The 23,009-nt window shown below is 38.6% G+C and carries 22 protein-coding genes; 18 read left to right on the top strand and 4 right to left on the bottom strand.

The window, feature by feature from the left end; genetic code table 11:
* The first annotated feature begins 33 nt into the window (after positions 1-33).
* The 4 genes from LZF87_RS01050 to dnaG all read left to right on the top strand — a co-directional run bounded on the left by LZF87_RS01050 (position 34) and on the right by dnaG (position 4,404).
* On the top strand, positions 34-594 hold the full coding sequence (locus LZF87_RS01050) for an RNA polymerase sigma factor (RefSeq protein ID WP_244340359.1): 561 nt from the start codon (positions 34-36) through the stop codon (positions 592-594).
* Positions 581-1,249 (top strand): hypothetical protein, encoded by a 669-nt coding sequence (locus tag LZF87_RS01045; protein WP_244340357.1) that lies wholly within the window; start codon positions 581-583, stop codon positions 1,247-1,249. The genes LZF87_RS01050 and LZF87_RS01045 overlap by 14 nt, the downstream gene beginning before the upstream one ends.
* A gap of 34 nt (positions 1,250-1,283) precedes the next feature.
* Complete coding sequence (locus LZF87_RS01040) at positions 1,284-2,312, top strand: hypothetical protein (protein WP_244340355.1); 1,029 nt, start codon at positions 1,284-1,286, stop codon at positions 2,310-2,312.
* Positions 2,313-2,427: 115 nt separating this feature from the next.
* Positions 2,428-4,404 carry a DNA primase gene (gene dnaG, locus LZF87_RS01035; protein WP_244340353.1) on the top strand — a complete coding sequence of 659 codons (1,977 nt, stop codon included), beginning with the start codon at positions 2,428-2,430 and terminating at the stop codon, positions 4,402-4,404.
* On the opposite strand, the gene LZF87_RS01030 is transcribed toward dnaG, so the two are convergent.
* Positions 4,401-5,030, bottom strand: a complete 630-nt coding sequence (locus tag LZF87_RS01030; protein ID WP_244340351.1) for a response regulator transcription factor — start codon at positions 5,028-5,030, stop codon at positions 4,401-4,403. The two genes, dnaG and LZF87_RS01030, sit on opposite strands and share 4 nt — an antisense overlap.
* A 76-nt stretch (positions 5,031-5,106) precedes the next feature.
* Positions 5,107-5,928 carry an NAD(+) synthase gene (nadE, locus tag LZF87_RS01025; protein WP_244340349.1) on the bottom strand — a complete coding sequence of 274 codons (822 nt, stop codon included), beginning with the start codon at positions 5,926-5,928 and terminating at the stop codon, positions 5,107-5,109.
* A gap of 85 nt (positions 5,929-6,013) precedes the next feature.
* Here nadE and gldB point away from each other — a divergent pair, with 85 nt between their 5' ends.
* Positions 6,014-6,976: a gliding motility lipoprotein GldB gene (gene gldB, locus LZF87_RS01020; RefSeq protein ID WP_244340347.1), complete on the top strand. Its 963-nt coding sequence runs from the start codon at positions 6,014-6,016 to the stop codon at positions 6,974-6,976.
* Positions 6,976-7,311: a gliding motility protein GldC gene (gldC, locus tag LZF87_RS01015; protein WP_244340345.1), complete on the top strand. Its 336-nt coding sequence runs from the start codon at positions 6,976-6,978 to the stop codon at positions 7,309-7,311. Before gldB ends, gldC begins: the two co-directional genes overlap by 1 nt.
* Before the next feature lie 28 nt (positions 7,312-7,339).
* Here the strand turns inward: gldC and yihA are convergent, their stop codons facing one another.
* Positions 7,340-7,957, bottom strand: a complete 618-nt coding sequence (gene yihA / locus LZF87_RS01010) for a ribosome biogenesis GTP-binding protein YihA/YsxC (RefSeq protein WP_244340343.1) — start codon at positions 7,955-7,957, stop codon at positions 7,340-7,342.
* Positions 7,958-8,002: 45 nt separating this feature from the next.
* A complete protein-coding gene (locus LZF87_RS01005; protein ID WP_023573461.1) occupies positions 8,003-8,758 on the bottom strand; it encodes an alpha/beta fold hydrolase in 756 nt (251 codons plus the stop codon).
* Positions 8,759-9,168: 410 nt separating this feature from the next.
* Between LZF87_RS01005 and mraZ the strand changes: the two genes are divergently transcribed.
* From mraZ to ftsA, 12 genes are all read left to right on the top strand, one after another.
* Positions 9,169-9,639, top strand: a complete 471-nt coding sequence (mraZ, locus tag LZF87_RS01000; protein WP_244340341.1) for a division/cell wall cluster transcriptional repressor MraZ — start codon at positions 9,169-9,171, stop codon at positions 9,637-9,639.
* A complete protein-coding gene (gene rsmH / locus LZF87_RS00995; protein ID WP_244340339.1) occupies positions 9,614-10,522 on the top strand; it encodes a 16S rRNA (cytosine(1402)-N(4))-methyltransferase RsmH in 909 nt (302 codons plus the stop codon). The genes mraZ and rsmH overlap by 26 nt, the downstream gene beginning before the upstream one ends.
* 3 nt (positions 10,523-10,525) lie before the next feature.
* Entirely contained in the window at positions 10,526-10,870 is a 345-nt protein-coding gene (locus tag LZF87_RS00990) for an FtsL-like putative cell division protein (RefSeq protein WP_244340337.1), read from the top strand.
* On the top strand, positions 10,861-12,864 hold the full coding sequence (locus LZF87_RS00985; protein WP_244340335.1) for a penicillin-binding transpeptidase domain-containing protein: 2,004 nt from the start codon (positions 10,861-10,863) through the stop codon (positions 12,862-12,864). Before LZF87_RS00990 ends, LZF87_RS00985 begins: the two co-directional genes overlap by 10 nt.
* Positions 12,864-14,324, top strand: coding sequence for a UDP-N-acetylmuramoyl-L-alanyl-D-glutamate--2,6-diaminopimelate ligase (locus LZF87_RS00980; protein ID WP_244343839.1), 1,461 nt, complete (start codon positions 12,864-12,866; stop codon positions 14,322-14,324). Before LZF87_RS00985 ends, LZF87_RS00980 begins: the two co-directional genes overlap by 1 nt.
* 4 nt (positions 14,325-14,328) lie before the next feature.
* A complete protein-coding gene (mraY, locus tag LZF87_RS00975) occupies positions 14,329-15,552 on the top strand; it encodes a phospho-N-acetylmuramoyl-pentapeptide-transferase (RefSeq protein ID WP_244340333.1) in 1,224 nt (407 codons plus the stop codon).
* Position 15,553: 1 nt separating this feature from the next.
* Complete coding sequence (gene murD, locus LZF87_RS00970; protein ID WP_244340331.1) at positions 15,554-16,885, top strand: UDP-N-acetylmuramoyl-L-alanine--D-glutamate ligase; 1,332 nt, start codon at positions 15,554-15,556, stop codon at positions 16,883-16,885.
* 98 nt (positions 16,886-16,983) lie between these two features.
* A complete protein-coding gene (locus LZF87_RS00965; protein WP_244340328.1) occupies positions 16,984-18,324 on the top strand; it encodes an FtsW/RodA/SpoVE family cell cycle protein in 1,341 nt (446 codons plus the stop codon).
* A gap of 75 nt (positions 18,325-18,399) precedes the next feature.
* A complete protein-coding gene (murG, locus tag LZF87_RS00960; protein WP_244340325.1) occupies positions 18,400-19,494 on the top strand; it encodes an undecaprenyldiphospho-muramoylpentapeptide beta-N-acetylglucosaminyltransferase in 1,095 nt (364 codons plus the stop codon).
* A gap of 44 nt (positions 19,495-19,538) precedes the next feature.
* The gene (murC, locus tag LZF87_RS00955) at positions 19,539-20,894 is read left to right on the top strand and encodes a UDP-N-acetylmuramate--L-alanine ligase (RefSeq protein WP_244340309.1); all 1,356 of its coding nucleotides are present in this window, start codon (positions 19,539-19,541) and stop codon (positions 20,892-20,894) included.
* Positions 20,881-21,603 (top strand): cell division protein FtsQ/DivIB, encoded by a 723-nt coding sequence (locus LZF87_RS00950; RefSeq protein WP_244340307.1) that lies wholly within the window; start codon positions 20,881-20,883, stop codon positions 21,601-21,603. The genes murC and LZF87_RS00950 overlap by 14 nt, the downstream gene beginning before the upstream one ends.
* A gap of 8 nt (positions 21,604-21,611) precedes the next feature.
* Positions 21,612-23,009 (top strand): cell division protein FtsA, encoded by a 1,398-nt coding sequence (ftsA, locus tag LZF87_RS00945; RefSeq protein WP_244340305.1) that lies wholly within the window; start codon positions 21,612-21,614, stop codon positions 23,007-23,009.

The following is a 23,009-nucleotide window of genomic DNA, read 5'->3' as shown; positions in this document are numbered from 1 at the left end:
TATAAAGACCGGTTTTCGAAATACATTTTTTGAATGAAAGTAATAGACTTACATCAGGAGGAAAAAGAAATCATACAGTTGGCTGTCGAAAACAACCGACACGCCCAACATAAGATTTACTCGAAACACGCTCCAAAAATGCTGAGTGTCTGCCGACAATATATAAAAGACGTGCAGCAGGCAGAAGATGTAATGATAACCGCTTTTATGAAAGTGTTTTCCAATCTGAAAAATTTCGAACACAAAGGCAGTTTCGAAGGATGGATCCGGCGGATTATGGTAAACGAGAGTATTTCGTTTTTGAGAGTACAAAAACAGGTAAAGTTTACGGAAGACGAAAATTATTTTGAAGAACGGTACAATAACATCGAAAGCCAGTTTTCTGTTGAAGACATTCAGTTTTTGATTGACAGTCTTCCGGATGGTTACCGAATGGTTTTTAACCTTTATGCCATTGAAGGATACAAACATCAGGAAATTGCCGAAATGCTGAACATTAGCGAAGGAACTTCGAAATCGCAGTTGTCACATGCCCGAAAATTGCTCCAAAGTCAAGTGAATAAACTTAAAAATTATGAAAATGGAACCGAATAAAATGGAAGAGGAATTCAGAAAAAAACTGAATGAAAGGGAAATGCAGCCCTCTGATGCGGCATGGGACCGCCTGGATGCTATGCTTTCGGTAGCCGAGAACAAAAAACCGAAACGCAATTTAAGATGGTTGTTCATTGCTGCGGGCTTGGCACTTTTTTTCTTAATAGGTTTGTTTTTGTTTCAAGAGGAAAGAGGCAATCCTGGAATTCAGGTGAAAAACCCAGCTGTTGTAACTTCTGATGAGGATCAGAAAACTTCGGAAGTGCCCAATACGATTGTTCCCAATGAAGTGGTTCCTATTATTGGCAATGCTGAAGCTGTTGCTGAAAGTAAATCAAAAACAAAATCAAAGTCATCTGAAAAAAATGTTGCAAGTGATGTTTTCGATACTAATCATCAGATTGTAAAAGAAGAAGTTGTCGAAGTCATGACACCAAAAGAACCGGAAATTCGAAAAGTAGCCCCTGAGCCAGAAAAACTTTTAGCCGAAACTGATATGTCTAAGGAAAAGCCTCAAGTGAAAATTAATGCTAATTTATTGCTGAGCAATGTGGAGGGAGAATTAAATCAGGAATTCAGAGAAACAACCTTACAGCGCTTGAACCGAAATTTTAAAACGGTTAAAACTGCTGTAGCAAACAGAAATTACGAGTAAACAATCAAAAATCGAACAGTTAAATTTTAAAATTATGCAAAAGATTATCTTTTATGTAGTGGTCATGTTATGCTTTTTTGTAAGCAAAGTCACTGCGCAGGAAACCTTTGAGCAACGTGCTAATGCCATTGCCAAAAACATTGATAATATCACTAAAGAAGAGAAGCTTGCTTTAAAAACGGAAGTTGAAGAGGTTAACGAACAACTTGCAAAGGGAAAGCTGACTCAGGAAGAAGCTGATAAAAAGAAGATGCAATTAGCTACAGATTATGCTAAGAAAATAGAAGACAGAGTGGCTGTAGAAGAGGAAAAGCTTAATGCTTTGGTGCAGGAAAGAGTAGATGGCAAACTGAGTGATACCATCAAGATTAAGAAAAGATACTCGATTACCATTCCGGCAGATCATTACGACAGAAAAACAAAGAGAACCACTTCGCAGTTTGTGTTTGCATTCGGACTTAATAATCTGGTAACCAACGGTGCTGTTGCGAATTCCGATTTTGGTTACTGGCGTTCGACATTCTATGAATGGGGAATTACCGGAAGAACGCGTTTGGGTAAAGAAGACAGTCCACTTCATCTTAAATACGGTTTCTCCTTCATGTATAATATTTTGCATGCTACCGACAACCGTTATTTTGTCGATAAAGGATCAGAAACGGTGTTAGAGACATATCCGGTCAACTTAATAGATGATAAAACGTATTTTAAAAATGTATTTTTTGCAGTTCCGATTCATTTGGAGTGGGATTTTTCAGAGAAAAGAGAAATCAATGGAAAAATGTACCGCAGATCTCATGATGGTTTCCGTTTTGGAGCCGGTGGATTTATAGGGATTAATACCAATTCAAAACAATTCTTAGGCTATGAAGACGACGGTTACAAAATTAAGGAGAGACAAAAAGGGGATTGGAATGTAAATGAGTTTACCTATGGTTTAAGTACTTATGTGGGGTACAAAAGTATAAGTTTGTATGCGAAATATGATTTGCAGCCGATGTTTGAAAATAATTCGGTAGATCAACGTAATGCATCGTTGGGATTACGTTTCGATTTTAATTAATTTGTTTAGTTAGATACTTTTATGCCCTTTCAGAGTTTCGATACTGAAAGGGCTGATTATTTCTAAAACTTTGTACCTTTGAGCCATTCCAAAAATAAACAGACTTTTTAATAATTTGATTTCACAAAATACCATAGAAACCGTATTTGAAACCGCCCGTGTCGAGGAGGTTATCGGGGATTTTGTGCAGTTAAAAAGGGCTGGAACTAACCTTAAGGGTTTAAGTCCCTTTTCCAATGAGAAGTCACCTTCCTTCATGGTGTCGCCGGTAAAACAGATCTGGAAGGATTTTAGTTCGGGTAAAGGCGGGAATGCAGTGACGTTCCTAATGGAGCACGAGCATTTTTCGTATCCGGAAGCCATTCGATACCTGGCAAAAAAATATAATATCGAGATTGAAGAAACCGAACAGACGGATGCTGATAAAGCGGAAGCAAATGAAAAGGAAAGTATGTATCTGGTTTCGGAATTCGCGCAGAAATATTTCCACAATGTTTTAATGCACACCGATGAAGGGAAAGCCATTGGATATTCCTATTTCAAAGAACGTGGATTTACGAAAGACACTATCGAAAAATTCGGTTTAGGTTATTCTCCTGAAACTTGGGATGCTTTCACTTTAGAAGCGCTCGGAAAAGGCTACAAGCTGGATTATCTTGATAAAACCGGATTGTCCATTGTAAAGGAAGGTAAGCAGTTCGACCGTTTCAAAGGGCGTGTGATGTTTCCGATTCAAAGTATGTCCGGTCGTATTCTGGGTTTTGGCGGACGAATCTTGACCAATGATAAAAAAGCGGCAAAATACCTGAATTCTCCTGAAAGTGAAATTTACCACAAGAGTAAAGTGCTTTATGGAATTTTTCATGCCAAGCAGGCAATTGCCAAGCAGGATAATTGTTTTTTAGTGGAAGGTTATACCGATGTGATTCAGATGCATCAAGCAGGAATCGAAAATGTGGTGGCATCTTCAGGAACAGCTTTGACTCCGGATCAAATCCGATTGGTCAACCGACTTACCAAAAATATTACGGTGCTCTTTGACGGAGATGCAGCCGGACTCCGCGCTTCTATTCGTGGAATCGACCTGATTCTGGAAGAAGGAATGAATGTGAAAGTCTGCACTTTTCCAGAAGGAGAGGATCCGGACAGTTTTGCAAAGAAAACCCCATACGATGATTTGGTGGCTTACCTGAGTGATAATGCTATGGACTTTATTCAGTTCAAAGCTTCATTACTGATGAAGGAAGCCAAGAACGATCCGATCAAAAAAGCAGAACTCATCAGGGATATGGTGATGAGTATTTCCAAAATTCCTGATAAAATTAAACGCGAAATTTACATTCAGGAATGTTCCCGAATCATGGATATTTCAGAGGATGTGCTTTTCAATACTTTGGCACAGCTAGTCCAGAAAGATGTTCAGGAGGTCGGTAAGAAACAGAAAGCAGACCAGAAAGCCTTTGAGGTTGTAAAAAGCAATCCGGAAGCTGTTTCAGCATCCGTAGACGTTCAGTATGAATTGGAACGAAAAATAATCGAAATATTGCTTTTGTACGGAACCGCCGAAGAGGAATTTGAGGATGTTTTACTCAAAGTCAACGAAGAAGGCGAAGCTATAGAAGTAAAAGAACTCAATAATTACAAAGTTTACCAGCGAATTTATCTTAGCTTACAGGAAGATGAGGTGGAATTGGCGAATCCTTTGTTTCGTGGCATATACAACGACCTGGTTAACTATTTTCATCAGAACGAAAAGTTCGAACTGGAACACTATCTGATGCGTCTTGATCCGGAATTGGCACAAGGAGTAACCCATATTCTTATGGAAGAAGAACGTGAGGCATTGCATAATTGGGATGCACAGCAAATCGTGGTAAAACAAAAAAACCAAACGATTAGTCAATATGTCTCTGAAACGATATTGACTCTCCGCTGGTTTTTAGTGGATAAGATTATTAATGAATTAAAGAATAGTATATCAAGCGAACCAGAAGCAGATAACTCGGAAATCCTTTCTTCTGCCATGGATTATTATAAACTAATCAATTCTTTTTCGTCTAAGCTTGGTAGAGTTTTGTCTCGATACAGTTAAACGATTTCAAGCGTTTTGGCTTTATTAACTAAATCTACCAAATTTGTTACATGTAACTTTGTTAACAAACGTAATTTGTAAGTACTGATGGTTTTTTCGTTTAGCGTAAGCAATTTTGCAATCTCTTTGTTTTTCTTTCCGTCGCTCAAATAACGTAATACTTCAATTTCTCGTGATGATAATTTTCGGTACAAACGATCGGATTTTTTACCTTTATTAAGTAATGCAAGGTTCTTCTTCACAGCATCACTAAAGATAACAGCTCCTTCGTTTACTTTCTTGATAGCGCTTTCTAAATCTTCTAATTTTGAGTTTTTATGTATATAAGCAGAAACACCCGCTTTTAATGCGTTAGGTGCATAAATTTGTTCTCCTAAATTAGTGAAAACCACAATTTTAGTGTCAGAGTAATCTCTTATAAGAGACTTAACCAAGTTGATGCTTGACAGTCCTTCCAGTTCCAAATCAAGAATGACTACATCCAAAGATTTCTTTTTTAGTACTTCGTCCAAATCGTCCAAATTACTAACGACACCTACAAGACTAATATCCGGATTGTCTTTAAAATAGGCTTTCACCCCAAACTGTACGACAGGATGATTGTCGGCTAAACACACTTTTATCATTTCATCAAATATTAATAGTAATTATCTTGTAAAGATACAAAAAATATATAATGTACTGATAATCAATGAAGGAAATTTATTTCAATTCATTTGGGACCAAACACACAGGAATCTTTGTCATTTTATGTTGATTTGTTATATTTAGTCGTGAGAATATTCTGAAAACCTCTTTTTCACGTCCTTCAAAGTCGTTTTCGGTCTTTCCATCCGCTAATGCCTGCATCGCAATTTCAAGTTCATCATAGGTCGCTCCCAATTGATCTTCATCACTTCGGTCGGTTTCTTGGGCTGCATCCGTAAACAATCCGTCCGTCGGTTTTGCGACTAAGATGCTTTCGGGAACTTGTAGGTAAGCAGACAGTTTTCTGACCTCGCTTTTTAATAAGTCGGCAATCGGACTGATGTCTACACCTCCATCGCCATATTTGGTAAAGAAACCGACACCAAAATCTTCCACTTTATTTCCGGTACCCGCTACTAGAGCGCTGTGTAAACCTGCAAAATAATAAAGTGTTGTCATGCGAAGGCGGGCACGTGTGTTGGCTAAAGTCAAATGTAGCAATGCTTCGTTTTCCGATGCCGGAACTTGTGTTTTAAATCCTTCAAAAACCGGTGTCAGTTCGGCTACTGCGCTTGAAACGTTCGGAAATCTCTTTTGTAATTGTTCAATATGTTCTTTTCCTCTGGAAACCTGGTTGGGTGCTTGGTGAATCGGCATTTCAACACATAAGGTTGGCATTCCGGTTTGTGCGCAAAGTGTTGAGGTTAAGGCTGAATCGATACCGCCTGAAATCCCCACAACAAAACCTTTTACTTTTGCGTTTGTTGCATATTCGCGCAACCAGTTAACTATTAGAGTGTTGATTTTATCGGCCTGAAAAGTGTCTGTTGTTGTCATAATTATTTATGAAAATTTTTTAAAACTGTGGCGTATATTTGCGCCGAATTTATTTGCTATAAAAGTATAAATTTTGACAAAAATTATGAAGAAGTATTTATTGCTTGTTGTTTTTGCCGCTTTTGCTGTTTCCTGTAAAAAAAATGTGGATAAAGCAACAGAAGCCGCCGAAGCTATTCCTGTTAAAGTAAAAATCGAACGTTTTGATAAGCTTTTCTACGAGTCGAAGCCTGAGGATTTGGGTCAGCTAAAGAGTAAGTATCCTTTTTTCTTTCCGGCAGGTAACCCGGATACGGTTTGGATAAACAAAATTAAAAATCCGTTGTTGCAGGAATTGTATGGAGAGGTAAAAAAGAAATTCCCTAACGATGCGGCTTTTGAAAACGATTTAGAGCAGTTGTTTAAACGTATTCAGTATAATTATCCTGACCAAAAAACGCCTAGGGTAATCACTTTGATTTCTGAAGTGGATAAAGATGCAAAAGCAATTTACACTGACAGTATTGTGCTGCTTTCGTTGGATACTTATTTGGGTAAAGATCATCGTTTTTATGAAGGATTCCCTAAGTATATGCGTCAGGGATTTGAGCCTGCGCAGATGATGCCGGATCTGGTAAGCAGTTTCTCAATAGGAAGAATCGCTCAGCCTGCAGACAGAACCTTGTTGGCACAAATGATTTACTTCGGAAAAGAATTGTATCTTAAAGATATGTTGCTTCCGGATGCCAGTGATGCGGCAAAAATTGAATATAGGGAAGATCAGATACAGTGGTGTAAAGAAAACGAAAGTGAAATGTGGAAATATTTCATTAACAATAAACTGTTGTATGATACCGATACCAAACTGATGCAGCGTTTTGTGGCTGTCGGACCGTATTCAAAATTTTATCTTGAAATTGATAGTGAATCGCCGGGAAGGGTGGGACAATGGCTTGGCTGGCAGATTGTGCGCTCATATATGGAAAACAATGATGTGCCGCTGAAAAAAATGTTAGCTATGGATGCTAAAGAAATTTTCGATAACTCAAAATACAAACCAAAGAAATAATGGCAAAAACAATAACTTCCGAAATTAAACTGACGGTTGAATTAGATGAAAACCGCGTACCGGAAAAAATAAAATGGACAGCACAGGATGGCGGCGTGAATGAAGAAGAGGCTAAGGCAATGCTTCTTTCTATCTGGGATAGCAAAGTTCAGGAAACTTTACGTATCGATTTGTGGACAAAAGATATGCCGGTTGATGAAATGAAAATATTCTTTCATCAGACATTAGTAGCAATGGCTGATACTTTCCACCGTGCTACTGAAGATGAGAAAATGACAGCAACCATGAGGGATTTTTGCGATTACTTCGCTGAAAAACTGGAATTGAATAAATAAAAAAGCGGTCATTTGACCGCTTTTTTATTTAAATATTGTTGCTCTTAAATATTTCGTCATTCACACCATCTATAAATTCCAAAAGAGAATCTCTTCCGGTTTCTTCTGTAGATGAAGTGACAAAATACTGAGGCATTTCTTCCCAGTTGTTTGCTAAAAGTGCTTTTCGGTAAGCAGCCACATGCTGGTCGATTTTTCCTTTACTGATTTTATCAGCCTTGGTAAAAATAATGCAAAACGGCACTTCGGTTTCACCTAAATATGTGATGAATTCCAAATCTATTTTTTGGGCTTCGTGACGAATGTCGACTAATACGAAAGCGCAAACCAATTGCTCTCTGGTTTCAAAATAATCCGTTATGAATTTTTGAAAAACCTCCTTTGTTTTTTTGGAAACGCGGGCGTAACCATAACCGGGCAAATCCACTAAAAACCAATTGCTGTTTATTTTGAAATGGTTGATCAATTGCGTTTTTCCTGGTCTTCCCGATGTTTTTGCGAGATTCTTGTGGTTGGTCAGCATGTTGATCAACGATGATTTTCCTACGTTAGATCGGCCAATAAAAGCATATTCAGGCAAAGGCTCTTTCGGGCATTTGCTTACTTCGGAATTACTGATTACGAATTCGGCGGTATTGATTTTCATATTTTTTTAAATTTAAAAAGTTACAGTTGCCTGTAACTTTCTATATTATAAATTCTTTTTTTTTAACCAGTCTGCCAATATAGTGTTGAATGCATCCGGATGTTCCATCATGGCAGCATGTCCGCATTTGTCGATCCAGTATAGATCTGAGTCTGGCAACAATCGGTTAAATTCTTCTGCTACATTCGGAGGGGTAACAATGTCATTTTTTCCCCAGATGATGCAGGTTGGTGTTGTCATTTTTGGTAAATCCTTTGCCATGTTGTGACGGATGGCGCTTTTAGCGATAGTAAGCGTTTTTATCAGTTTGATTCGGTCGTTTACTGTCGCATAAACATCATCAACAATTTCCTTAGTGGCTACTTTTGGGTCATAAAAAACATCTTCGGCTTTTTTTCGGATGTATTCGTAATCGCCTCGTTTCGGATAACTTTCACCCATAGCACTTTCGTATAGGCCTGAACTACCAGTGATAACCAATCCGGCCATTTTTTCAGGGTACATTTTTGTGTGGTATAAAGCGATATGTCCTCCAAGCGAATTTCCAAGCAGGATTACTTTGTCGAATCCTTTATAAGTGATAAAGTCCTTTACGAATTTCGAAAAAGCCTTCACGTTGGTTTTTAAAATGTTGTTCGTGTATAACGGCAATTCAGGAATTACAACCTGATATCCGTGTTTTGGAAAGTATTCTGCAACGCCGTCGAAGTTGCTCAATCCTCCCATAAGTCCGTGTAAAATAATGATAGGCGTGCCTTCTCCAGCTTCAAAATATCGGTATTTGCCTTCGTTTTTCAACATGTGTTTTTGGTGTATAATTATCCAATGTAAATATCAGACAAATATATGATTTTCTCAGGAAATAGGAAGTGTTCAAAATGAAAATCGAAAATACTTTCTTATTAAAACTAAAAGTATGTCTAATGTGTTAATTGTCAATAAATTTCATTTTTGTAATCACAAAAACAAGCTTAATTCTGATTTTTTTGTATTGATAAGAAAATCTATTAAAAAGCATGGTTTTTTGAATATTTTTTTATGATTCTTTTAAAATGATAAATTATCGCTAAATATTAAGAATGAGTGATTTAACATATTTTCCTACGTGTGAGAGATGTGGTGGGAAAACTTATCAACAAAGTGGGTGTTTGTGGTAAAAAGTGGTAAAAATTAGTTACTTTTGCTATAAATCATTTCAAATACGATTTCAGTTGACGAACATAATCGGAACATACGAATGTAAAATTGATGCAAAAGGAAGGCTGATGGTGCCTGCGCCTTTGAAGAAGCAATTGCCTTCTTTGGAGAGCGGTTTTGTGTTGAAACGTTCGGTTTTTGATAAATGTGTCGAGCTTTGGCCGAAATCGGAATGGGATGTAATGATGCTGAAAATCAACAAGTTGAATCGATTTGTGAAGAAGAACAACGATTTTATCCGCAAGTTTATGGCGGGTGTGAAAATGGTTGAGATTGATGATGCGGGCCGACTTTTAATCACAAAAGATCTGATTGATTTTGCCGGAATTTCCAAAGATTTAGTATTGACTTCAAAAGTTAATATCATCGAAATCTGGGATAAGGATTTGTATGAACAGTCTATTTCGGGTGATGATATGGATTTTGCAGATTTAGCTGAGGATGTAATGGGTAATTTAAATGACGACGACAATGGAATATCATAATCCGGTTTTGCTGAAAGAGACTGTGGATGGTTTGGATATCAAGCCAGACGGAATATATGTGGATGTGACTTTCGGTGGCGGCGGTCATTCCAGGGAAATCATGCGTCGTTTGGGGCCGAGCGGAAAATTGTTTGCTTTTGATCAGGATACTGATGCGCTGGCTAATGCAATCGACGACGAACGTTTTACCTTAATCAATGAGAATTTTAGATACATTAAAAGGTTTTTGCGTTTTCACGGTGTAAAGCAGGTTGATGGGATCTTGGGTGATTTGGGTGTTTCTTCGCATCAGTTTGATGTGGCAGAACGCGGATTTTCAACTCGTTTTGATGCGGAGTTAGACATGAGGATGAATCAAAAAGATGCTATCAGTGCTTATAATGTGGTGAACGAATATGAGGAGGCTGATTTGCGTCGCATTTTTGCCGAATATGGAGAGTTAACTACGGCAAAAGGATTGGCGCATGCAATTGTTCAGGCGAGAACGGAAAATCCGATAAAAAATACAGAGCAGTTAAAACAGGTGTTAAGCCGATTTTTACCTGCACATAAGAGTAATAAAATTTTAGCACAGATTTATCAGGCAATCCGAATCGAGGTGAATCAGGAAATGGAGGTGCTGAAAGAATTTTTGGAACAGTCACTTGAGGTTTTAAAACCGGGGGGAAGATTGAGTGTGATATCCTATCATTCCCTTGAAGACCGATTGGTAAAGCGTTTTATGAAAAACGGAATGTTTGAAGGCGAGCCTGAACGTGATTTCTTTGGAAGATTTGAAGTGCCGTTTAAATTGATTGGAAAAATGATTGTGCCGTCTGACGAGGAAATTAAGATTAACAGCCGCGCTCGGAGTGCAAAATTACGAATAGCAGAAAAGAAATAGAAGATGAAGGGCGGAGTATACAGTTTGCTGAAGGCGAAATTTCTAATCGACGATGATGCGTTAAAAAACTGGAAGTTTATCGTGTTCCTGATTTTGCTGGCGATGTTGATGATTGGAAACGCACACAGCTACGAGCAAAAAAATTACAGGATTACTGAATTGACAAATGAAGTGAAAGAGTTGCGTTCCGAGTTTGTAGACCGACGCTCTGAGCTGATGGAACTCAAAATGGAATCGACCATTTCCAATCAGATGGAACCGCACGGAATTGTTCCGTCTTCCGTTCCTCCGAAGAAAATTAAAGTGAAAGAACAGGAAAGCAGTATTCTTAAAAAGATATGGCAGTAGAAAATAAAAATATTTCGTACAGAATTTATTTGGTAGCCTTCACGATTTTCGTGATGGCTATTTTCGTTGCTGTAAAACTGACTAACATCCAATGGGTAGAGGGTGACTATTACAGAAAATTAGCCAAAGAAAGAACGGTGAAAAATTTTGTAATTCCTGCCAATAAAGGGAATGTTTACTCTGCCGATGGAAGTTTGCTGGCTACTTCAATCCCAAATTACACCATTCGATTTGATGCGGTGGCTCCTAAAAAAGAACATTTCGATGATAATGTAAAAGGACTGTCGGATTCGCTTTCGGTGATGTTAGGCAAACCGTCCGGGTTTTATCAGAGAGAATTGCGAAAAGCCCGCGCCCACAAAAACCGTTATTATTTGGTAGCCAGAAAATTAAGCTATACCGAATACATGCGAATGAAAACTTTTCCGCTTTTCAATTTAGGTGCTTATAAAGGCGGAATCATTACAGAACAAAAAACTGTGCGCGAACATCCTATCGGAAAGATTGCTGCCAGAACCATAGGTTATGAAAGGACTTATGATGATAAGAGATCAGATGGGAAGGGTATCGAATGGGCCTACCGATATTATATAAACGGTAAGGATGGTAAGAGACTTATGCAGAAAATTGCAAAAAATCAGTGGAAGCCAATTAGTGATAATAATGAAATTGAGCCTCGCGACGGATATGATATAATCTCTACGATCGATGTATATATCCAGGATATTGCACATCATGCTTTGTTGAAGCAATTGCAAAAGTATAATGCTGATCACGGTTGCGTGGTGGTAATGGAAACAAAAACCGGTGAAGTAAAAGCAATTTCCAATTTGGGAAGAGATGATGTCGACGGTAATTATTACGAAACAGATAATTATGCTATAAGAGAATCGCACGAACCGGGTTCAACCTTTAAATTGGTGGATTTGATTGCGTTGTTGGATGATGAAAAGGTTGATACAAGTAAAATATACGATTCCAAAGGGGGTGACATTAGTTACAGGGGAAGGCATGTTCGTGATTCAAACAAAAAAGGTTATGGGAAAGTTTCTTTAGCGCGTGGTTTTGAACTTTCTTCTAACACCATCATGGTTCAGGCAGTATATGAGAATTACAAAAATAGTCCTGAAGAATTTGTTAACCGATTGAATAGCTTGGGCTTGAATAAACCACTTGGGTTACCGTTTAAAGGTGAAGGAATACCAAGAATTCCACAGCCAGGGAAAAAAGGTTGGTCAGGGGTTTCATTACCATGGATGGCCTTTGGTTACGGGGTTTCCATAACGCCTTTGCAAACATTGACCTTGTACAATGCTGTTGCCAATAACGGAGAAATGGTAAAGCCAAAATTCGTTAGCGAAATCAAAGAGTGGAATAAAACCATTAAGAAATTCGATAAGGAAATAATTAACCCGAAAATTTGTTCGGATGTAGCATTGACCAAAATCAAAGCGGTATTGGAGAATGTGGTGAAAAAAGGAACCGGTTCAGGCCTGTATTCTAAAGATTTCTCCATGGCCGGCAAGACCGGAACTGCTCAGATGAATTATCGCAACAAAGGTGACGGTAAGATGTATTACGCTTCTTCGTTTGTTGGATTCTTTCCAGCCGATGAGCCGAAATATTCCTGTGTGGTGGTAGTGCACAAACCTAATGTGGCAAAAGGATATTATGGAGCCGATGTTGCAGGACCGGTTTTCAAGAGAATCGCGCAAAAGATTTTTACTGATGTTCCGTCTACCAATGAAATCAAAACACTGAATGCAAAAATCAAGCATCAGGAAAGGAATTACGTTGAGTATTACAGTAAAGAACAGAAGAAAGAAAATATAGTTCCGAATGTAAAAGGTATGGTAGCTATGGACGCTGTTGCTTTACTTGAAAACTTCGGGATGAAAGTAAAAGTAGTCGGTGTAGGGAAAGTAAAACAACAGTCTATTCAACCGGGACAACGATTCAATAGAAATCAAATCATAACCATAGAATTGTCGTGATGATTTTAAAAGAGATATTGTATAAAGTAGCTATTGAAGCTGTAAAGGGTTCAACTGATATAGAAGTGAACAAAATCGAATTCGATTCTAGAAAAATCGTTTCCGATGATGTTTTTGTTGCCATAAAAGGAACCATTTCTGATGGTCATGATTTCATCGAGAAAGCCATCAATCTAGGCGCGACTGTGATTGTTTGTGAGGCGTTCCCGAGTTTGATTATTGAAGGGGTTACATACGTTCAGGTTAAAAATACGAGCAGCGCACTGGCATTTATGGCGGCTAATTTTTACGAGAATCCATCGGAAAATCTAAAACTTGTTGGGGTGACCGGTACCAACGGAAAAACTACGATAGCATCATTGTTATATCAGTTGTTTAAAAAAGCCGGTTATAAGGTTGGTTTGCTTTCGACAGTAAAAATTCTGGTGGATGATATAGAATACAAAGCCACGCATACCACGCCGGATTCGCTTACGATAAATCATTATCTGAATGAGATGGCAGAAGAGGGTTGTGAGTTTTGTTTCATGGAAGTGAGCTCCCACGGCATTCATCAGAAAAGAACTGAAGGGTTGCATTTTGTAGGCGGAATTTTCACAAACCTGTCACACGATCATTTGGATTATCATACAACATTTGCGGAATATCGCGATGTGAAAAAATCGTACTTCGATAATTTACCGAAATCTGCTTTTGCTATTTCAAATATCGATGATAAAAACGGGGCGGTAATGCTTCAGAACACGAAGGCTAAAAAACTGACTTATGCGCTGAAATCGTATGCAGATTACCGCGCTCAGATTTTGGAAAACCAACTTTCAGGCTTGCTGATGAAAATCAACGATCAGGAAGTTTGGGTACGTTTAATCGGGTCGTTTAATGCATACAATCTGTTGGCCATATATGCGACTGCAGTTGAATTAGGTTTGGATAATCTTGAAGTGTTACGCTTGTTAAGCGAATTGGAAAGTGTTTCAGGGCGTTTTCAGTTCATTGTTTCTGAGTCAAACATTACGGCTATCGTGGATTATGCCCATACACCGGACGCTTTGGAAAACGTATTGAAAACCATTGCCGATATCCGTACTAAAAACGAACAACTTATTACCGTTGTTGGCTGCGGAGGTGACCGTGATACTGCTAAAAGACCGATTATGGCCAAAATCGCGTCCGAGATGAGTGACAAAGCCATCTTTACTTCTGATAATCCGCGAAGTGAGGACCCGGAAGCGATAATCTCAGAAATGGAAGAAGGTGTCGAACCTCAGAATTTTAAAAAGACTATTTCTATTGTCGACAGAAAGCAGGCGATAAAAACAGCCTGTCAATTTGCCCAAAGCGGAGATATCATCCTGATTGCCGGCAAAGGGCATGAAACGTATCAGGAAATTCACGGTGTACGTCACGATTTTGATGATATGAAAACGGTAAAAGAACTATTAGAACAATTAAACAAATAAAGATATGCTGTATTATTTATTTCAATATTTAGATAAAACATTGGATGTTCCGGGAACAGGGGTATTCCAGTATATCACATTTCGTTCGGGCTTGGCCATTATTTTGTCGTTGATGATTTCGACGATTTTCGGTAAACGAGTTATTAACTATTTGAGAAGACTGCAAATCGGTGAAACGGTTCGTGAATTAGGATTGGAAGGACAGACACAAAAAGCGGGAACACCGACTATGGGTGGATTGATCATTATTTTCTCCACACTGATTCCAGTGTTATTATTGGCTAAACTCGATAATATTTACGTACTGCTATTAATTGTTACTACCATTTGGATGGGAACAATCGGTTTTATTGACGACTATATCAAAATATTTAAAAAAGATAAAGAAGGCCTTAAAGGGATATTTAAGGTAATTGGTCAGGTTGGTTTAGGTTTGATTGTAGGTTCTGTACTCTATTTTCACCCTGCGGTTACGGTAAGAACTGATACTGCTAAAACGGATATTTTTAAGCAGGGAACTGTGGTTTCTGCTGTAGCCAAAGAAGAAAAATCTACTGCAACTACGATTCCGTTTTTCAAAAACAATGAAATGGACTATGCTGAATTATTGTCGTGGGCGGGAGATAACTACAAAGATTATGCGTGGTTGATTTTCATTCCGGTGGTGATTTTTATCATCACGGCGGTTTCCAACGGGGCTAATTTAACAGACGGAATTGATGGTCTGGCTGCGGGGACTTCAGCTATTTCGGTGCTGACCCTCGGTATTTTTGCGTTTGTTTCTGGGAACATTATTTTCTCGAATTACCTGAACATTATGTACATTCCGAATTCCGGAGAAATGACAGTTTATATTGCGGCTTTTGTAGGGTCTCTTGTCGGATTCCTCTGGTATAATACTTATCCGGCGACTGTTTTTATGGGGGATACCGGAAGTTTAACTATTGGTGGAATTATAGCCGTTTTGGCAATCGCTGTTCGTAAAGAATTATTGATACCGGTATTATGCGGAATCTTTTTAGCAGAAAATTTATCGGTGGTACTTCAGGTTTCGTACTTCAAGTACACCAAAAAGAAATTCGGTGAAGGCAGAAGGATTTTCCTGATGTCCCCTTTGCATCACCATTATCAGAAAAAAGGCTATCATGAAAGTAAAATCGTAACCCGATTCTGGATTGTAGCTATACTGTTGTCTATATTTTCATTAGTATCCTTAAAATTACGATAAGATGAGATTAGTGATTTTAGGAGGAGGGGAAAGCGGAGTAGGTACCGCAATCCTTGGAAAAAAAAAGGGATACGATGTTTTTGTGTCTGATTTCGGAGAGATAAGAAATAATTATAAGGAAGTACTCCTCTTGAATCAGATTCCTTGGGAAGAAAAGCAGCACACCGAAGAATTGATTTTAAATGCAGATGTGGTGATGAAAAGCCCAGGGATTCCGGACAAGTCGAACATAGTTAAGCATCTCAAGAAAAAGAACGTTCCTATTATTTCTGAAATAGAATTTGCAAGTCAGTTTACTGATTTTGTAACCATTGGGATTACCGGAAGTAACGGTAAAACTACGACAACGATGTTAACGCATCATTTGTTGAAGCAAGGCGGAATGAATATTGGAATTGCCGGAAACATTGGTAAGAGTTATGCTTGGCAGGTGGCTGAGAACAAGTTTGAAGCCTATGTTTTGGAGTTAAGCAGCTTCCAGTTGGACGGGATCGTGAATTATCACCCTCACATTGCGGTGATGACAAACATCAGTCCGGATCATTTGGATCGCTACAATTACGATTACGATTCGTACATCGAAGCAAAATTCCGAATTACAAAAAACCAAACGGAAGACGATTATTTTATATACGATGATGATGATGAAGCAATAGTGAAATGGTTATCGGAAAATACAATACGAGCCAAAAAAATTCCTTTTTCACTGATTAAGAAATTAGACGAAGGAGCATACGCAGACGAACAAAACATAACAACCCACATTAATAACGAAGAATTTACTATGGCAATCAACGAACTAGCACTAGAAGGAAAACACAATGTTAAAAACGCAATGGCAGCTACAACAGTGGCTCAGTTAATGCGTATCCGAAAAGAGACAATCCGTGAGAGTTTATCGAATTTTCAAGGAGTTGAACACCGATTGGAAAAAGTGTTGAAAATTCAGAATGTACAGTACATCAATGATTCCAAAGCTACGAATGTGAATGCTACTTTCTTCGCACTTGACAGCATGAATACACCTACGATTTGGATTGTTGGAGGGGTTGATAAAGGAAATGATTATACAGAGTTGATGTCGTTGGTTCGTGAAAAAGTAAAAGGGATTATCTGTTTGGGAGTGGATAACTCCAAAATAATGAAAGCGTTTGAAAATGTTGTGGATGTGATGATTGAAACGGCAAGTATGACCGAAGCTGTTAAAATAGCTCAGCGTATGGCTGAGAAAGGCGATACAGTTTTGTTATCACCGGCCTGTGCGAGTTTTGATTTGTTTGAAAACTACGAAGACCGCGGAAAACAGTTTAAAAACGCGGTTCAGAATTTATAATTTGAAGAGTAAATAGAGAAAAGGGGCAAAAGTCAAGATATTACAAGGTTGAAATAAATTTTGAAATTTTGCTTCTCTTCGTTTAGAAATGATAAAAGATGAGAGAGATAATTGGTAAACTTAAAGGAGACAGAGGGATTTGGGCATTCGTGGCCCTGTTGTCGCTATTTTCCTTTATGCCTGTTTTCAGTGCAAGTACCAATCTTGTGTATGTGGTGGGGAACGGCTCAATTATTGGGCATTTGATTAAACATTTGGTTCATGTTTTTATCGGTTTCTGTTTTATCTATTTTGTTCACAGGACACCTTACCATTACTTCAAAGCTTTCTCTTGGTGGCTGATGCCTTTGGTTATTGTATTGCTTGCATTTACAATGCTTCAGGGTAATACAATCGGAGGAGCCAATGCGAGCCGTTGGTTGCAGATTCCGTTTATCGGGGTTTCGTTTCAGCCTTCCGCTTTTGCGTTCCTCGTCATGATGGTTTATGTGGCCAGATATCTTTCTAAGATCGAAGAAAAAGAATATACGTTCAAGTCATCGTTTTTTGAATTGTGGATGCCGGTTTTCGGGATCATAGGTTTGATCTTGCCGGCCAACTTTTCTACGGCAGCTCTGATGTTTTCGATGGTTTGTATGCTGGTGTTTGTCGGGAAATACAGATTGCAATACTTGTTTACAATAATAGGAATGGGTATAGCGGGTTTATTACTATTTATTCTAATAGCCAAAGCTTTTCCGGACAACAAATTAACTAGCCGTGTAAACACCTGGATGAGTCGTATAGAACGCTTTAGTTCGGATGAGGAAAATGAAGACGATTATCAGATTGAAAAAGCAAAAATAGCAATAGCCTCAGGTAAGATCTATGGCTTAGGACCCGGTAAAAGTGTGCAGAAAAACTTTTTGCCTCAGTCATCCTCCGATTTTATCTACGCGATTATCGTAGAAGAATATGGTCTGTTGGGAGGATTTGCTATAATGGGATTGTATCTGTTGCTGTTTATCCGATTCCTGATCACCGCACACAAAGCGCCAACAATATTCGGGAAGTTACTCATAGTGGGGCTCGGTTTTCCAATCGTTTTTCAGGCTTTTACCAATATGGGTGTAGCGGTTGAATTATTGCCTACAACCGGACAAACCTTGCCGCTGATAAGTAGCGGGGGGACCTCTATTTGGATGACCTGTATCGCTGTCGGAATCATATTGAGTGTTACGAAGAAAGAAGAAGAAATTGCTCAAATAGAAGTGGAAGCCAAACTAAGGGACGAAGCATTGCAGCGTATCATTGATCGTGAAGTATCGTTGGAAATGGAGAGGGAGAATAAGGAAAATAATGACGTTGAGGAAATAATAGAAAAAGTCCAAAAAGACGAAAATTATTCCATTGAAGATACTACAGATAATCCGATGAATGCGGTTTTGAATAAGAAGTAAGAGATAGATTCAAGAGACAAGAATATAGGGAATAAAACTAGTAACTCAGATACTAAGTAACTCAGAAACTAAAAAATGAAAAACAATCCAAAGTTCATAATCAGTGGAGGAGGAACCGGAGGACATATCTATCCGGCGGTGGCCATTGCTAACGAATTGAAAATCCGTTTCCCGAATGCTGATATTCTTTTTGTGGGAGCCAAAGATAAAATGGAGATGCAGAAAGTGCCTCAGGCAGGTTATCCGATAGAAGGATTGTGGATTTCGGGTATTCAGAGAAAACTGACATTGGACAATGCTATGTTTCCTTTTAAGTTGATTTCAAGTTTGTCAAAGTCATTCGGAATTCTGAAAAGTTTTAAACCCGATGTGGTTATAGGAACTGGTGGGTTTGCAAGCGGAGCTGTTTTAAAAGTGGCCTCCATGATTGGGATTCCCACAGTAATACAGGAACAAAATTCATATCCCGGAATAACGAATAAATTGCTAAGTAAAAAAGCCAATAAGATTTGTGTGGCTTATGAAAATTTAGAAAGATTCTTTCCTAAAGAAAATATGATTTTAACCGGTAATCCGGTGCGTCAGGATTTGATTTCCGTAAGTGAAAAAAGAAACGAAGCTATCGCTCATTTTGGTTTGAATCCATCCAAAAAAACGCTATTGGTTTTGGGGGGAAGTTTAGGAGCAAGAAGAATCAATCAATTGCTTGAAAAAGAATTGGATTTCCTGCTTTCGCAAAACGTTCAGATTATCTGGCAATGCGGAAAGTTATATTTTGATGAGTACAAGCATTTTTCGGATAAGGAAAATGTTCAAGTACTTTCTTTTATTGATCGGATGGATTTGGTTTATGCTGCTGCTGATGTGGTGATTTCACGTTCAGGGGCTTCTTCCGTGTCGGAATTATGTATTGTAGGGAAACCGGTAATTTTCATTCCATCACCCAATGTCGCTGAAGATCATCAAACCAAAAACGCAAAAGCTATTGTTGATAAAAACGGCGCTATTTTATTAAAAGAATCCGAATTGGATGTTCAGTTCGAAACCGTTTTTCAGGGATTGATTTCGAACCAAGAAAAGCAAAGCGAATTGAGTAAAAATATAAAACAATTAGCATTACCTAATGCAACTAAAGATATTGCCGACGAGATTGTAAAACTGATTAAATAATTATTTCAATTATTAAATGTTCCAATCTTTAAATTGTAAAAAGAATGAACCTAAACCAAATACAGAACGTCTATTTCATCGGAATAGGAGGCATCGGAATGAGTGCCCTGGCGCGTTATTTTAAATTTATCGGAAAAAATGTGGCAGGTTACGATAAGACGCACACGCATTTAACGGGAGAGTTAGAAGAAAGTGGTATTTCGATTCATTTTGAAGACGATGTGAAACTGATTGGTGAGGAGTATTTGAATAAGGAAAATACGTTGGTCGTAATCACACCGGCGGTTCCGAAAAATCATTCGGAATGGAATTATTTTCTGGACAATGGCTTCGTTGTGAAAAAGCGAGCTGAAGTTTTAGGAATCATCACTAAAGATACTTTCTGTTTTGCGGTGGCCGGAACCCATGGGAAAACGACGACGTCCAGTATACTTGGGCATGTTTTACATGAAAGCGGTGCTGATGTGACTGCGTTTTTAGGCGGAATTGTTGAAAATTACAATTCAAATCTAATCGGAAACGGGAAAACCGTAACGGTGGTGGAGGCCGACGAATTTGATCGCTCGTTTTTGCATCTGCATCCGAATATTGCCTGCGTGACTTCCATGGACGCAGATCATTTGGATATTTATGGTGATGCTACGGCGATTGAAGCTTCATTTGTGGAATTTGCCCACAAAGTGGAGGATAAGCAACATCTATTTATCAACAACGGATTGCCATTGGAAGCAATAACGGTTGGTGTGAATGATGGTTCTGATTTCGTAGCAAAAAATATAAGAATAGAAAACGGTTGGTATGTTTTTGATGTGAAAACGCCAACAGAAGAAATAAAAGATTTACAATTTGGCCTACCGGGCAGACATAATCTGACCAATGCTTTGTTAGCTTTGGCAATGGCACGTACATTCGGCACCCCAACCGAGGACATAGCCAAAGCTTTTTTAACTTTTAAAGGTGTAAGACGTCGTTTCTCATTCCAGATCCGAAAACCGGAATTTGTGTATATCGATGATTATGCACACCATCCAACGGAAATTAATGCGGTACATCAGGCAGTTCGCGAATTGTATCCGGGTAAAAAAGTGTTGGCTGTTTTTCAACCGCATTTGTTTAGCCGTACGAAGGATTTTGCAGATGATTTTGCCAAAAGTTTATCGCAGTTTGACGAGGTGATGCTGATGGAAATTTATCCGGCCAGAGAATTGCCGATGGAGGGTGTGACCTCGCAATGGTTGCTGGATAAAATTGAAAACAATAATAAAAAACTGGTTCAGAAAGAAGAATTGATTTCGCTTATGAAAGCGTCCGATGCGCCGGTAATTGTTACCATAGGGGCAGGTGATGTGGGTGAAATGGTTCCTGATATTAAAAAAGCGCTGGAAAATGAAAAAGATTAAATGGACAGAAGTACGATTAGTGTTAATGATAGGCTTGCTGGCATTTCTGTATTCCTTCTCTGCAAAACGGAATGAAGAAAGAAAACTGGTGAAAACCGAAGTGAAATTCGCCGGTGAAAATATGCCTTTTGTAACCGATGAAATGGTTAATAACTTGTTAATACAAAATTTTAGCAGTGTTACGAGTATACGAAAAGATAAAGTAGATTTGAATAGATTAGAGCGTGAACTCGATGAGCATGAAATGATTGCTGATGCGCAGGTTTACGCCACTGTTGACGGAACTCTAAAAGCACTCGTAACGCAAAAGACCCCAATCGCTAGAGTGAGTAACGAAAGAAGTTCTTATTACATTGACTACGAAGGGAATAAAATGCCTTTGTCGGATAATTTTTCCGCAAGAGTGCCACTCGTTTTTGGGGAGATAAATGAGGAAAACAGAAAAGGTCTGACTGAGGTTTTTCAAAAAATTCACGATGATGATTTTTTGAAAAAAAATATTACCGGAGCCAAAATTTTGGAGTCGGGAAGCTTATTGATGACGAACAGGAATTACGATTACGGAATTCTTTTCGGTAAAGCGATTAATGTTGATAAGAAGTTTAATAATTACAAAGCTTTCTTTCAGCATGCGATGAAGGATACCTTGATAGGCGAATATAAAATGATTAATTTGAAGTTTACACAACAAGTTGTGTGCACCAAATAGTAGGAGATATGGAAAAAGAAAGTATTGCAGTAGGGTTAGACATTGGGACAACAAAGATTGTTGCAATGATCGGCAAGAAAAATGAGTATGGGAAGTTAGAGATTTTGGGCGTTGGTAAATCCAAAAGTCTTGGTGTGGCTCGTGGTGTTGTAAATAATATTACACAGACAATTCAGTCGATTCAACAGGCTATTGTTGAAGCTGAGGCGGATTCAGGTTACAAAATCAACGATGTGGTAGTTGGTATTGCCGGACAGCATATTCGCAGTATACAGCACAGTGATTACATCAGCAGAAATAACGCTGAGGAAGTGATCGGTGATGCGGATATTGATATGTTGGTTAGTCAGGTGGGTAAATTAGCGATGTTGCCGGGTGAGGAGATCATCCACGTGTTGCCTCAGGAATATAAAATTGACGGTGAATCCGAAATCAAAGAGCCGATTGGAATGTATGGCGGTCGTTTGGAAGCTAGTTTTCATGTGGTTGTTGGGCAAGCGTCTTCTATCCGAAATGTGGGAAGATGCATTAAAAGTGCCGGATTGGATTTGTCAGGATTGACCTTGGAACCGTTGGCGTCTGCTGATGCGGTTTTAAGTCAGGAAGAAAAAGAAGCTGGTGTTGCATTAATCGACATCGGTGGTGGTACTACGGATTTAGCTATTTTTAAAGATGGCATAATTCGTCATACTGCCGTAATCCCTTTTGGAGGAAATGTAATTACCGAAGATATCAAAGAAGGTTGTTCGATTATCGAAAAACAGGCAGAATTGCTGAAAGTAAAATTCGGATCAGCTTGGCCGGGCGAGAATAAAGACAATGAGATTGTTTCTATTCCTGGTTTGAGAGGTCGTGAGCCTAAAGAGATTTCTTTGAAAAATCTTTCGAAAATCATTCACGCCCGCGTGGTGGAGATCGTTGAACAGGTTTTTGCAGAAATCAAAGCATACGGACACGAAGATCCTCGCAAAAAATTAATAGCAGGAATAGTGTTGACAGGTGGTGGAGCCCAATTGAAACATATTAAACAATTGGTGGAATACATCACAGGAATGGATACAAGAATCGGTTATCCGAACGAGCATTTGGCCGGAGATTCTGATGAGGAGATTTCGAGCCCAATGTATGCAACGGCTGTTGGGTTGGTAATGAATAGTATTCGCAACAATACCAAAAGTGCAACGCCATTGATAGAAATTAAAAAAGAAGGGCCTAAAGTTGTAATTAGTCCTCCAGTGGCCGTTGAAGAAATAGTGAAAGAACTAGAGGAGGATAAGCGTCCTGAGCCTATAAAGGTTGAGGTTCCTGGTCCTAAAGGATCAGACGGGCCAATTCAAGGACCAAAAGGAGGCTTTTTTGAAAAATATATAGATAGAATTAAGGAATTTTTAGATAACGCAGAATAA

Origin of the sequence: Flavobacterium enshiense (assembly GCF_022836875.1) — a bacterium.
In the GTDB taxonomy this organism is placed as follows: Bacteria; Bacteroidota; Bacteroidia; order Flavobacteriales; family Flavobacteriaceae; genus Flavobacterium; species Flavobacterium enshiense_A.
Note: the sequence above shows the minus strand (reverse complement) of the source record. Positions and strands in the feature narration are given on the sequence as shown.

Excerpts from the sequence above, each read along its gene's own strand:
- mraY (WP_244340333.1), top strand. The coding sequence starts at position 14,329 with ATGCTGTATTATTTATTTCAATATTTAGATAAAACATTGGATGTTCCG.
- murG (WP_244340325.1), top strand. The coding sequence starts at position 18,400 with ATGAAAAACAATCCAAAGTTCATAATCAGTGGAGGAGGAACCGGAGGA.
- LZF87_RS00950 (WP_244340307.1), top strand. The coding sequence starts at position 20,881 with ATGAAAAAGATTAAATGGACAGAAGTACGATTAGTGTTAATGATAGGC.
- LZF87_RS01045 (WP_244340357.1), top strand. The coding sequence starts at position 581 with ATGGAACCGAATAAAATGGAAGAGGAATTCAGAAAAAAACTGAATGAA.
- gldC (WP_244340345.1), top strand. The coding sequence starts at position 6,976 with ATGGCAAAAACAATAACTTCCGAAATTAAACTGACGGTTGAATTAGAT.
- gldB (WP_244340347.1), top strand. The coding sequence starts at position 6,014 with ATGAAGAAGTATTTATTGCTTGTTGTTTTTGCCGCTTTTGCTGTTTCC.
- LZF87_RS00965 (WP_244340328.1), top strand. The coding sequence starts at position 16,984 with ATGAGAGAGATAATTGGTAAACTTAAAGGAGACAGAGGGATTTGGGCA.
- LZF87_RS00985 (WP_244340335.1), top strand. The coding sequence starts at position 10,861 with ATGGCAGTAGAAAATAAAAATATTTCGTACAGAATTTATTTGGTAGCC.
- ftsA (WP_244340305.1), top strand. The coding sequence starts at position 21,612 with ATGGAAAAAGAAAGTATTGCAGTAGGGTTAGACATTGGGACAACAAAG.
- LZF87_RS00990 (WP_244340337.1), top strand. The coding sequence starts at position 10,526 with ATGAAGGGCGGAGTATACAGTTTGCTGAAGGCGAAATTTCTAATCGAC.
- murD (WP_244340331.1), top strand. The coding sequence starts at position 15,554 with ATGAGATTAGTGATTTTAGGAGGAGGGGAAAGCGGAGTAGGTACCGCA.
- rsmH (WP_244340339.1), top strand. The coding sequence starts at position 9,614 with ATGACGACGACAATGGAATATCATAATCCGGTTTTGCTGAAAGAGACT.
- LZF87_RS01050 (WP_244340359.1), top strand. The coding sequence starts at position 34 with ATGAAAGTAATAGACTTACATCAGGAGGAAAAAGAAATCATACAGTTG.
- LZF87_RS01040 (WP_244340355.1), top strand. The coding sequence starts at position 1,284 with ATGCAAAAGATTATCTTTTATGTAGTGGTCATGTTATGCTTTTTTGTA.
- murC (WP_244340309.1), top strand. The coding sequence starts at position 19,539 with ATGAACCTAAACCAAATACAGAACGTCTATTTCATCGGAATAGGAGGC.
- LZF87_RS00980 (WP_244343839.1), top strand. The coding sequence starts at position 12,864 with ATGATTTTAAAAGAGATATTGTATAAAGTAGCTATTGAAGCTGTAAAG.
- nadE (WP_244340349.1), bottom strand. The coding sequence starts at position 5,928 with ATGACAACAACAGACACTTTTCAGGCCGATAAAATCAACACTCTAATA.
- LZF87_RS01030 (WP_244340351.1), bottom strand. The coding sequence starts at position 5,030 with ATGATAAAAGTGTGTTTAGCCGACAATCATCCTGTCGTACAGTTTGGG.
- LZF87_RS01005 (WP_023573461.1), bottom strand. The coding sequence starts at position 8,758 with ATGTTGAAAAACGAAGGCAAATACCGATATTTTGAAGCTGGAGAAGGC.
- yihA (WP_244340343.1), bottom strand. The coding sequence starts at position 7,957 with ATGAAAATCAATACCGCCGAATTCGTAATCAGTAATTCCGAAGTAAGC.